This window comes from Bacteroidetes bacterium GWF2_43_63 (assembly GCA_001769275.1).
GTDB lineage: Bacteria > Bacteroidota > Bacteroidia > Bacteroidales > DTU049 > GWF2-43-63.
Map to the genome: position 1 here is coordinate 18119 of MEOQ01000016.1, position 11139 is coordinate 29257.

The 11139-nt window shown below is 40.1% G+C and carries 12 protein-coding genes and 1 other RNA gene; 9 read left to right on the forward strand and 4 right to left on the reverse strand.

Features of this window, described 5'->3' with window-relative positions:
- Positions 1 to 66 precede the first annotated feature (66 nt).
- The 3 genes from A2W93_11890 (at position 67) to A2W93_11900 (ending at position 3249) form a co-directional block, all read left to right on the forward strand.
- Complete coding sequence (locus A2W93_11890) at positions 67 to 1449, forward strand: hypothetical protein (protein ID OFY55445.1); 1383 nt, start codon at positions 67 to 69, stop codon at positions 1447 to 1449.
- 388 nt (positions 1450 to 1837) lie between these two features.
- A complete protein-coding gene (locus tag A2W93_11895) occupies positions 1838 to 2305 on the forward strand; it encodes a hypothetical protein (protein ID OFY55446.1) in 468 nt (155 codons plus the stop codon).
- Between the two features lie 155 nt (positions 2306 to 2460).
- Entirely contained in the window at positions 2461 to 3249 is a 789-nt protein-coding gene (locus A2W93_11900) for a hypothetical protein (GenBank protein OFY55447.1), read from the forward strand.
- Positions 3250 to 3723: 474 nt separating this feature from the next.
- On the opposite strand, the gene ssrA is transcribed toward A2W93_11900, so the two are convergent.
- The 4 genes from ssrA to A2W93_11920 form a co-directional block, all read right to left on the reverse strand.
- Positions 3724 to 4101, reverse strand: a transfer-messenger RNA (tmRNA) gene (gene ssrA / locus A2W93_11905).
- A gap of 241 nt (positions 4102 to 4342) precedes the next feature.
- Positions 4343 to 5503: a Fis family transcriptional regulator gene (locus A2W93_11910; GenBank protein ID OFY55448.1), complete on the reverse strand. Its 1161-nt coding sequence runs from the start codon at positions 5501 to 5503 to the stop codon at positions 4343 to 4345.
- Between the two features lie 314 nt (positions 5504 to 5817).
- Positions 5818 to 6522 (reverse strand): two-component system response regulator, encoded by a 705-nt coding sequence (locus A2W93_11915; protein ID OFY55449.1) that lies wholly within the window; start codon positions 6520 to 6522, stop codon positions 5818 to 5820.
- 5 nt (positions 6523 to 6527) lie between these two features.
- Entirely contained in the window at positions 6528 to 7832 is a 1305-nt protein-coding gene (locus A2W93_11920; GenBank protein OFY55450.1) for a hypothetical protein, read from the reverse strand.
- A gap of 41 nt (positions 7833 to 7873) precedes the next feature.
- Here A2W93_11920 and A2W93_11925 point away from each other — a divergent pair, with 41 nt between their 5' ends.
- From A2W93_11925 to A2W93_11950, 6 genes are all read left to right on the forward strand, one after another.
- Positions 7874 to 8284, forward strand: a complete 411-nt coding sequence (locus A2W93_11925; protein OFY55451.1) for an osmotically inducible protein OsmC — start codon at positions 7874 to 7876, stop codon at positions 8282 to 8284.
- A 4-nt stretch (positions 8285 to 8288) separates the two neighbouring features.
- Positions 8289 to 8663: a hypothetical protein gene (locus A2W93_11930; GenBank protein ID OFY55455.1), complete on the forward strand. Its 375-nt coding sequence runs from the start codon at positions 8289 to 8291 to the stop codon at positions 8661 to 8663.
- A complete protein-coding gene (locus A2W93_11935) occupies positions 8660 to 9283 on the forward strand; it encodes a hypothetical protein (protein OFY55452.1) in 624 nt (207 codons plus the stop codon). Before A2W93_11930 ends, A2W93_11935 begins: the two co-directional genes overlap by 4 nt.
- A gap of 682 nt (positions 9284 to 9965) precedes the next feature.
- The gene (locus tag A2W93_11940; protein OFY55453.1) at positions 9966 to 10355 is read left to right on the forward strand and encodes an osmotically inducible protein OsmC; all 390 of its coding nucleotides are present in this window, start codon (positions 9966 to 9968) and stop codon (positions 10353 to 10355) included.
- A 2-nt stretch (positions 10356 to 10357) separates the two neighbouring features.
- Entirely contained in the window at positions 10358 to 10579 is a 222-nt protein-coding gene (locus A2W93_11945) for a hypothetical protein (GenBank protein OFY55454.1), read from the forward strand.
- A gap of 7 nt (positions 10580 to 10586) precedes the next feature.
- On the forward strand, positions 10587 to 10949 hold the full coding sequence (locus A2W93_11950) for a hypothetical protein (protein OFY55456.1): 363 nt from the start codon (positions 10587 to 10589) through the stop codon (positions 10947 to 10949).
- Positions 10950 to 11139: the final 190 nt, after the last annotated feature.

Genomic DNA, 11139 nt, shown 5'->3' on the forward strand with positions numbered 1-11139 from the left:
TTAGACGCGGTTATGGATTTTCTTACATACAATTGCTATATTTGTCTTTTGTCAGGGTACGCTAATATGATAATAAAAAAAAGAAGCGCAATGAAAAAAACATTACTATTAATAATTCTTAGTGGTTTTTTTTGGACATTAAAAGCCCAGGACGCAACAATTATTTACAAGAACACCGTTAATTCTACCGTGACAATAGAAACGGATATTGGTCTTGGTTCAGGATTTTTCGTTGGCGAAAATATTATTGCAACAAATTATCACGTCATTGAAGGGGCAACGACAGCTTATTGCTATTTAAATAATTCTACTGAAAAATATAAAATTGAAGGTTATTTGGCGGCTGACGAATCAGTCGACCTTATTTTATTAAAAGTAACAGGACTTAATAAACCTACAATTAAGTTCTCCTCAACAACTGCAACTCCTGGTCAAAAAGTTTATGTTATTGGTAGTCCCAAGGGGCTTCCAGCAACAATTTCCGATGGTATTGTGAGCGGGCTTAGGGACTTTGAAGGCTATCAGCTAATTCAAATAACCGCCCCTATTTCTCCGGGCAGTAGTGGCGGACCAGTTTTAAATTCTAACGGGGAATTAATCGGGATATCTGTTGGTCAACTTGCTGATGGACAAAATTTGAATTTCGCAATTCCAAAATCAAATTTAGAGCTACTCATAAGTGTCAAAAAAACATATGCGATGTCCATATCATCATTATATAGCACTAAGAATAAATCAAGTTATAGCACTGAAGCTAACTATTATGGTAAAGACAAAATTTTTGATATTGGGATTGTTAAACGTGACAAACCTGGGTTAAGTCTGGACTATTTTGCAAATATTAAAGAACATTCAATCTTTTTCTTTACATATGAATATGAAAATGATAATCAAGGATATACTTCTATATGGTTGCAAGATTATAGGCTTGTTGATCTGGAAACAGGAGAAATTTATTATGCAACAACCACTGATATGCCTGATAAAGATAATCCTCGCATAGTTTATAATGGGACAAAAACAAGATTTTTAGTTGGGTTTGATAGACTTCCTCCAAGTGTAAAAAATTTTAGTTTAATGGAAGGTGATTGCTCTGGAAATTATTTTTGCTTTCTAAATATTGACCTGAGTGATTACTATGAAACAACAGATTTTGATTTTGATTTATATGCTGATAATTCTGATGAAGGAACAATGATATTTTATGTAAATCAAAATAACTTGGGAATTATAAGTATTTATGTTGAAGGTTATTATGTAGGACAATTAACAAAATACTTTACTGACACGGATTACATTCCCTCTTGTGGAATAGAATCAGACGCCAGCTTGAAAATAAGGTTACCAGCCGGAACTTATAACTTCACAGCCAAATCTTCAGTTTATGATTGGAAAGGTACGTTTAAAATAACTAAGAATTTCTGTAAGCCAGTTAGATTATATAAATAATAATGATATCTAACGTTGGCTCCCCTCGGATGCTCAATGCAAATGTGGCATTTCATTTCTTCCTTTGTGCCACTTATTAGCCTTCTACGCATTCCACATACACTAATGAATGCCCAGATGAAATCCTGTGGTAAAAAAGCACCTTGGCCTTTAGCCAGGGTGCTCTCATGTTTCGCCACTGCAACCTAGCGTCACAGCCAATAAAGTGTAGATGAATAGATACTTATTGTTTCAGAAAGGCACCGCAGCCAACGTTGGTATTTATTTGTATTTTAGTCTTTTATGATAATTTCCAAGATTTAGTCGTAAATTTTACATTTTATATTGGTACAATATATATATTTGTAGGGCGTATGCGAACGATATTAGTAAATTAAAATCAGAGAAAATGAAAGCAATAAAGACAATTTACAAAGCATTGTTTTTAGTTACAGCAATCTTGACGAGTTGTGGAGTTAGTTCAGGTGACAAACAAGAAAAAACAAACTCTGAAACTAAAACAGAAACAATATATAAAATAAGATATGACGGGTTATATCGGACAGAACCTGTAGATGGGTCAAGAAAATATCTTCGCTTTTATTCTGATAATGTCGTAGTATCAGTCTCAGTAATCGATGAAGGTGAAGGTGATGCAAATAAAATCATTAAATGGTTAGATAGATCATGGGACGAACTAGGAATATATAAAGTTGATGGCAGTAGTATATTTTGCAGTATAAAATCTTTCAATTATGGTGGTGGGGAATCTTATTATGACGGTCATATTGAATCAGAGAATAAGTTAAAATTAAAATATACAAATCTGCGTACTTTATATAGTGAAGATAGGGTGTATTATTTTGTTGAAATATGATAAATCATTACTACTAACACGGGTAATGCGTCAGGCGAGCTGATGTGCAAACTTGGAGCTTTGTGCTTCGAAAACATGTCCGAGCGCAAAGCCGCAAAACGTTAAGCGTAATTGTCAGAACAATTCATTGACGCAAATTAGACTTTGATAATCAAATGGGACAAGAAACAATGAACATATTAATAGCCTCTTTAAGCGCACTTGCAACAATTGCCGCCGCAATCATTTATTACTGGACTTTACGAGAGATAAAAAGACAAAGGCAAAACACTTATCGACCTCACCTTTTTATTGATAGTATTTCATATAATGTGATTGGAGTTGAGAAAGAAAAAATCATCATGCCTCTTCATTGGACAAATAAGCCAGAGGATCATAATACTATCCGTAAATTTGGAAATGACATTAATACACATGATTTTAATTTACATTGTTATAACATTGGGTTTGGGACTGCTAAAAAAGTCGACATTAAATTCAAATATGACATGGATGGGTTTATAGAAAAAATAAATAAGCTTGGAAAAAATGTTGATCCAAAATTATTAATCGAAATTAAAAATAATTCTGAATTTGTTTCATTTCTAAATCAAAATGAAGCACTCCCGTTTATTCAGTGTGGAATTTCTACGAAATATTCAATGCATGACTATTTATCATATGTATTACCAGTGAACATAAGCAACACTTATATTCCCATAAAAATGCCTGCACTTTACCTTGAATTACTAAATATTAGCATTCACTATCTATCTAATCTTAAAGACAAATCAGAATGCTTTGAGGGCGATGATTTTGCATGCTTTTTCCCAATTATTAAAGCAACAATCATATATGAAGACATTTATAATAAACCAGAAAGTAAAAATATAGAAATCGTAACTGAACTTTATGCATCTGGTTCTATTGGTTACTGTGGTCGCTTTAAAATAAATGAGATATAATGGCTAATAACTAATTGGTCGTAACCATGTGCCGGCCACGACTTATAATAGCGGTTTAGTGAAAGCCGAGTTTATGTGCTTCAAATTACAGTTTTTCGAAAATTTAAATTTCGACTTTGTACATTGTTTAGCGGTTACCCCCCCTATTGCGCGAAACCGCAGCCGTTAGCAAAATCAAAAAAGCACCTTGGTCTATTACCAGGGTGCTTTCATTTTACGCCACTTCTACCCTACACCGCCTTATATTTCGAGTAAATTTTTTCCATATCCTTATTGATCAGGTCGTCGATAACTCGCGCGTAGCGGCGTGTATGTCGCTGGAGGGGCTGGCTACGCCGAGCCCTGGTGGGGGGACTTACAACCCAAGCCACCGGCTGCTTTGCATCCGATGGCATTTTTTTGCGCTTTCGGCTGATCGCGGGCGCTCGCCTCAGCACAAAAAAATACCACTTTTCTTTCGAAAAGTGGCTTGGGTTGTGGAGCTGGAGGGGTTCGAACCCTCGTCCAAACAGCGGACAGAAAAGCTTTCTACATGCTTAGCTTCTGATTAATTTTCGTATGCAAACCGGGGAGAAACGAGCCCTATCTGCACCTTATCCTTTTATTTTTTAGCAGACGACCAAAGGTATATCAATCTGCGATTCCGGCATTTGCGGTGCCTCGGTCCAGACGCGGTCGGTCAGCGCTTCCGGGGAGACAATCGGGGCTTAAACATTCCGCTTAAGCAGCCAATGCGAACGAGTTATCGTTGCCTGTTATTATAGTGTTGCCCGCGGTTTTTACGGAGAATACGGACGTCCTCCGGCATGCTTACTTTACCCCCACAACTGCTGTCAAAACCAACACAGCCCCAGTGTAAATTGCTTTGCAAAGATACAACAAAGTTGTCAGTTGTGAGTAGTCAGTTGTGAGCAATCAGCAATCAGTTGCCAGGAATCAGCAATCAGCTCTCAGAAGGAGCTTGAAAGAGTGTGCTTCTTTAACGCTCACGATAGCTATCGTGACAGGTCACTTCACGACGCAAAGAGGTTAAAGAAGGAGTTGAGCCGTTTTGCGTTGCGCATTGCGCGCCGCATGCCGCCTGCCTCATGCTTTACGCAAGCGGCCGCGCAAACAGCTTCACATCTTTATCGGTAATTTCTTTGCCTGAAAGAATAATGAGACGTTCAACTACATTGCGCAATTCGCGGATGTTACCGGTCCACTGAAGTTTTTTCAATTCATCAATGGCTTTATTCGTGAACTCTTTGGCGGGTTTTCCCTGCGTGATTGCAATGTCATTGGAGAAATGTTCAACCAACAGTGGAATGTCTTCGAGCCGCTCGCGGAGCGGTGGTACATGGATAATGATGACCGAAAGACGATGATATAAATCTTCGCGGAAATTACTTCTCGAGATTTCGTCCTTCACGTTTTTATTGGTGGCAGCTATCACACGCACATCCACCGAAATTTCTTTTTCGCCACCAACGCGTGTAATTTTGTTTTCCTGCAATGCGCGCAAAACCTTTGCCTGCGCCGAAAGACTCATGTCGCCGATTTCATCAAGAAACAAAGTGCCGCCACTGGCCAGCTCGAAATCGCCCCGGCGCTGTTTGATGGCCGAAGTGAATGAACCTTTTTCATGACCGAAAAGTTGGCTCTCGATGAGCTCGCTCGGAATGGCCGCGCAGTTCACTTCGATAAACGAGTTCCCTGCCCTGGCGCTGAGTTCATGCAGCCAACGCGCAACCAATTCTTTTCCGGTTCCGTTTTCGCCGGTAACGAGAACCCGTGCATCGGTCGGTGCTACTCGTTCGATCATTTCCTTTATTTGAGTGATGGCGGGCGATTCACCAATGATTTCATATGCTTTTGAGATTTTTTGCTTTAACTTTCGCGTCTCTGTTACCAGCGAATGACGATCGAGTGCGTTGCGCACGGTCACCAGCAAGCGATTGAGATCGGGTGGCTTCGAGATATAATCAAACGCACCTTTTTTGATGGCTTCCACAGCAGTGTCTATGTTTCCGTGACCGGAGATCATGACGACGGGAACATCACTCAGTTCCTGAATTTTATCAAGCACTTCGAGTCCATCCATCTGCGGCATTTTGATGTCGCAAAGCACCACATCAAATTTATTTAATTTTATCAGTTCCAACGCTTTCATGCCGTTTTCGGCTTCCATCACCTTGAATTTTTCGTATTCCAGAATTTCGCGCAGCGTTTTGCGGATCGGTTGTTCATCGTCGATGATAAGAATAGAACTCATACTTGTAGCTTTGTTTGCGAAATTACAAAAAATATTTATTGCTTTCCCCTGACATTTTATCGTCAGCAAGATGAGTATGACAACAATGCCTGCTGACATGGAATCGTCAGGGGAAAGATTCTCCCCAGTACCCAACAGCTTGTCCGCCTACTGGCGGAATTCCGTGTTCGCTCCCATTTGCAAATAAATGTCGGGCGGGGAGTTTATCCTGCCGCGGCAGAACCAAAATGTTGGGTACTCCATGCAAAAAAGCCCTGCCAGCCAACGTTTCAGTTGACCGAACAGGGATTTTCGATTCTGATTAAGTAATTAAACTACTTAATCATCATTTTAAAGCCGAGACCGTGAACATTCACGATTTCAACTTTATTGTCGTCTTTCAGATACTTGCGAATGCGGCTGATAAAGACGTCCATGCTGCGACCAATGAAATAGTCATCATCGCCCCAGATAGCTTTCAGAGCCACTTCGCGAAGCAAAAGTTCATTGCGTTTCATGGCAAGCAAACGAATCAGATCGCATTCTTTGCGTGTCAGGTGCATGGTTTTGTTCTTAATGGTCAGGTTCTGTTCGCCAACATCGAGTTTGCAATTACCGAACTCAATAATCTCTGTAGTGGTAGTGAGCAGCATTTCCTGTGCGCGCTGAACGCGTTTCAGAATAGCATCGATGCGGAGAAGCAACTCGTCGGTGCTGAAAGGTTTCACAACATAATCGTCGGCACCTGCACGGAAACCTTCGATTTTGTCGTCTTTCATGTCCTTGGCACTGATAATAACGATAGGAACACGCTGATCGTAGCGGCGTATTTCCTTAATCATTGTAATTCCGTCCATTTTGGGCATCATAATGTCAACCAGCATCAGGTCAAATTTTTGTGATTTGAATGTTGCGAGTCCTTCTTCGCCATTGGAGCAAAGTACAACTTCATACTTGTTTATTTCAAGAATGTCGCGTACAAGTGTACTTAAAGTACGGTCGTCTTCGACCAAAAGAATTCTGCCTTTTTTCTTTTCCATAGTTGTTATTTTTCTTGGTTGTTTAATTCAAACTGAAACAATATTTCGAAAGTAGCACCTTTCCCAACGCTACTATGTACCGCGATATCTGCACCCATTTGTTTGAGAATTGTTTTGACATAGTAAAGCCCGATTCCGTGTCCTTTTATATCGTGCTTGTTTATCGGGGTTACCCGGTAAAACCGATTAAAAATCAACTTCTGATGCGATTTGGCAATGCCCAGTCCGTCATCACTCACGAGTATCTGCACTCCTGATTCAATCGATCTTGTAGAAATGGTAACCTTGACTTTGTCACCGCCATATTTGAAAGCATTATCGATCAGGTTTGTAATCACATTCTCGAAATGAGCCAAATCAGCATAAATAAAATCATTGTCTGCTTTCAGATCTGTCAACAGCCTATCCTGATAATCGCTGCGAACCAACAAATAATGGTTTACCATCTTCTGTAAAACTTCATTTGCGTTGATGTATGTGAAACGAAGCATAATCTGTCCTTCTTCCAACAGTACCACGTTTTGAAACTGTTCTGTCTGACGCTGGAGTCGCTTGATTTCATACTGAATGAGCTCCGCATATCGGTGAACGCGATCCGGCTGCCGGGCGACATCTTCATGCACCAGCATTTCAGCGGCAAGCTTTATACTTGCAATGGGTGTCTTGAATTCATGCGCAATGTTGTTGATGGTTTTAACCCTGGTATTGGCTTCCTGCTTCGCTTTTTGAATGGCTCGCATCAAGATGAGTGCTATTATTGCAATTACAACAAAACCAAGCATCGACATCAGCCACCATAAATTCATATGCGACAAATTCAGACGATATCCGATGCTCCCAGGGGGAATAATACTCACCATCATCGCAGGTTTGTTTTTTTCATAATAAAATCCCCGGCTGAAATCGCTGTTCATTGCGTCCTCATCTGTAATGTCAGGATTTGATTTGAATAAAATCTTATTTCCTCTGTATATGGAATATTCAAGGTCTTCGAAGAGAATAATACTTTCAAATTCAGCATTCAAAGCGCTGTCAATCATTGAGCGCATAACTTCGAAACTGGGCTTTTTTCCACCTCTGGTTTCAATCCGGTTAATTTCCTGATTGAAATCGTGACTTGATTTGGCAAGTGACAGTTGAATCAGGGTATATCCGGCCTGCCTGATAACCTTTTGAGAATATGATGTCCAAATAATTTGTCCCACAACGACGGCTATCATTGCTGAAATTGATATATATATAAGAAATTTATATATTTTTGTGGACATTCTGTAGGTTTCGAGTGTTAAAATTAACTCGAATATATACATAGTGGTGTTAAATTAGTATTAAATGTTAAAATATTTTTTTCATGACCTCAAAAGTGCAATACGTAGGTGAATTAAGAACTGTTTGTGAACATTCAGCTTCTTCTTCGCAAATCGAGACAGATGCTCCGGTTGACAATCATGGAAAGGGGGAGAAATTTTCACCTACCGACCTGTTAGCCACGTCGTTGGCATCGTGTATGCTCACTGTTATGGGACTGGCCGGCCAAACCATTGGGTTCTCAATTGACGGAGCCACCGCTTCCGTTGAAAAATTTATGGGAACTGATCCTCGCAGAATAGTAAAAATCAGAATAATAATTGATTTCCCGGGTATTGAATATTCCGAAAAGGAAAAGCAGATAATTCGCCATGCCGCCAGAATGTGTCCGGTCGGACAAAGTTTGCATCATGATATCGAGCAGGAAATTATTTTTAATTTTGAGGAAAAATAATGCAATGCTGCAAACCGGACTTTCCTACTCACTTGAGAAAATAACAACTTCTGCCGACTCTGCCACCACTTATGGTTCGGGAATGGTCGATGTGCTTGCCACTCCAGCCATGATTGGATTTATGGAAAAGACCTGTCTGGAACTGGCGTTGGATCACCTTGAACCCGGATTTAGTACAGTAGGCACCGCGGTGGATATAAAACATCTCAAAGCTACCCAAATTGGTATGAAAATTAATTGCATAGCAGCCTTGACTGAAATAAATGGAAAAATGCTGAAGTTTTGGGTCGAAGTTTTTGATGAACAAGGCAAAGCCGGCGAAGGTTTTCATACACGGGCCATCATCAATGTTGAAAAATTTATGGCTAAGTTGAAATGAAAAATCTTCTGATTGTTATATCCCTTTTACTCATTTTCGTCAAAGCCGGTGCGCAGTCTGACTCCTCAAAGGTTTATCCCGACTTTCGCTTCAACGATGGCATCTACCTCACATTCGACGATTTCAAAAACAACCGGCCTGCTTATTCTGGTTTCGAAGTAAAACACAAAGCCGGAGAAACTTTTTTATATAGAGTTTGTGCCGATTCTTCAACCACCTATGATTGTGAAGTGAAGCAGCCATGGGGCTATTGTCTCAACAAAAGCGTTTTCATTCATCAGGGCTATGGCAACAATTATTTCAGACTACAGGTAGTCGGCGCACTCATTCATTATTTTGTATTGGAAATGCAATACTTTGATCCGGGATTTAACGATCCGTTCAATCCATATTCCACCACTCCGAACCGAAGGATCACCAACAGAGAACTCGTTATGGAATGGAATACCGGGCGACGCTTCGAATTCTGCTATAAAAACTTCAAAATTTACTTGCAGGAAAACGACCCCGAACTGCTGCAACAACTGGAATCGTCAAAGAAAAAAAGAAAGATGATCTACTTTTTTCTTTTAAAATACAACGAAAAGCATCCGGTCTTTACAAATTCCAATAATTACTAGCCGGGATCCAAAGTTTTCACACATTTTTTATACACCTTTTCCGTTTTAAATTGTCTTGATATTTGTAATTACAAAAGAGGAAGTACTATGAAAACAAATAACGAAGACAAACTACACAATCTTGAAAAGGCCTGGACTGCGCGCCAGATTTCGGAAAGCGATTATTTAATGTGGAAAAAAGTGTATTCAGGAAATAATACAAATTCTGCCACTGAGAGAAAAACTACCCGTAAAAGCAGGAAAAATTAAGAAGTCATCTTAAATCGCTTTTCTCATTTTTTTTGCATCCCAGGATAATCAAATTGAAATAATTATTTCAGATCTTCAGTCCAACCTCTCCGCGTCACTGAAGGTGACCTGAGTGTTGCACTCTTTGAGACCAACTTCTCTGCGTCGCTGAAGGCGACCTGACGGCTTGCAGTCTCGGAGACCAACCTCTCTGCGTCGCAGAATGCGACCTGAGTGCGTTGGGCTCCTGAACAATTCCACAACGCAGAGAGCTCGCTTCACGTGAAACAGCTTGTCACGTTTCACGTGATGACACAGCCGCGAGGCACTCAGGTTGCGGAATTGCTGTAAAACTTGAATTACTTTTACTTTCAATGTATGATTTAAATCACATATTATTATTTTATGACCTTAATAAATTTCGGACCTTTGCAATAATCAAATTTATTGAATCATGGAAGTAACATTCGACGGCGGAAAAGTGATTTCCGCTCACATCAACGGACACATCATCAGAACTGACCAACCTGTTGCAGCCGGTGGACAGAACAGCGCCCCCACACCGTTTGAACTATTTCTTGCATCACTTGGAACCTGCGCCGGTATTTATGTGAAGTCTTTTTGCGACCAGCGTGGATTATCAGCCGAAGGAATAAAAATTATTCAGGATGCTGAATACGACATGCAAACCGGTATCCCGGCCAATATTACAATCGATATCCAGGTCCCGGCAGATTTTCCGGAGCAATATGTTACAGCGCTCATTCACGTTGCTGATTTATGCAAAGTGAAAAAAACCATTGCGGCTCAGCCTGAAATGAAAATAACTTCCTCAAGAATCTAATAATGAGGCACATTAATTCTTCAACGCTTTCGCCTGAAGAATGCATTGGAATTCAAATCAACGGACTGTCGCATTGCAAAACCATCCATTGCAAATGGCAAAACCTATCAGCCTGTCAGGGACTGAACATCATCATGACCGGAAGAAATTCGAAGGGATTTTTAATTGGTCCTGACGGACTTGCTGAAGAATCAACCGTTCAAAAAATTGAAAAAAACAAATAACAATAAAATGAAAATTGCAACTCCACTTACAAGTGATAATCAAATCGACGGACATTTTGGTCACTCAATAAACTTTAGGATTTTTGATATTTCGGAAAACAAAACAATATCCGAAACCTTTGATGTACAATCAACAGGTTGTGGCTGTAAATCGAGCATTGCTGGCGTTCTTGGGACACACGGCGTGAAAATAATGCTGGTTGGTGGCATTGGCGAAGGCGCCATTCATGTACTTGGTAATGTCGGAATTCAGGTAATCCGCGGTTGCTCAGGCAATGCTGAAGCAGCCGTGAAACAATATCTCGCAGGCAATCTCACCGATGGAGGCGACACTTGCAATGAGCATGAGCACGGCTCGTGCGGGCATTAGAAACGCAATGTACTCTTCGACCTCTCTGCGTCGCAAAGCGACCTGAGTGCGTTGAAGAATAGGCTTCTGCATGGCTGTTCACTGTCACGGATTACAAATCATGAGTGTTCGAAACACTGAAAACGATTAAATCATTTTTTGGATTTTTAATTTCAGACAGTTATCAACAAAATATGTTAATAATTCTGTT

Excerpts from the sequence above, each read along its gene's own strand:
- A2W93_11890 (OFY55445.1), top strand. The coding sequence starts at position 67 with ATGATAATAAAAAAAAGAAGCGCAATGAAAAAAACATTACTATTAATA.
- A2W93_11895 (OFY55446.1), top strand. The coding sequence starts at position 1,838 with ATGAAAGCAATAAAGACAATTTACAAAGCATTGTTTTTAGTTACAGCA.
- A2W93_11900 (OFY55447.1), top strand. The coding sequence starts at position 2,461 with ATGGGACAAGAAACAATGAACATATTAATAGCCTCTTTAAGCGCACTT.
- A2W93_11910 (OFY55448.1), bottom strand. The coding sequence starts at position 5,503 with ATGAGTTCTATTCTTATCATCGACGATGAACAACCGATCCGCAAAACG.
- A2W93_11915 (OFY55449.1), bottom strand. The coding sequence starts at position 6,522 with ATGGAAAAGAAAAAAGGCAGAATTCTTTTGGTCGAAGACGACCGTACT.
- A2W93_11920 (OFY55450.1), bottom strand. The coding sequence starts at position 7,832 with ATGTATATATTCGAGTTAATTTTAACACTCGAAACCTACAGAATGTCC.
- A2W93_11925 (OFY55451.1), top strand. The coding sequence starts at position 7,874 with ATGACCTCAAAAGTGCAATACGTAGGTGAATTAAGAACTGTTTGTGAA.
- A2W93_11930 (OFY55455.1), top strand. The coding sequence starts at position 8,289 with ATGCTGCAAACCGGACTTTCCTACTCACTTGAGAAAATAACAACTTCT.
- A2W93_11935 (OFY55452.1), top strand. The coding sequence starts at position 8,660 with ATGAAAAATCTTCTGATTGTTATATCCCTTTTACTCATTTTCGTCAAA.
- A2W93_11940 (OFY55453.1), top strand. The coding sequence starts at position 9,966 with ATGGAAGTAACATTCGACGGCGGAAAAGTGATTTCCGCTCACATCAAC.
- A2W93_11945 (OFY55454.1), top strand. The coding sequence starts at position 10,358 with ATGAGGCACATTAATTCTTCAACGCTTTCGCCTGAAGAATGCATTGGA.
- A2W93_11950 (OFY55456.1), top strand. The coding sequence starts at position 10,587 with ATGAAAATTGCAACTCCACTTACAAGTGATAATCAAATCGACGGACAT.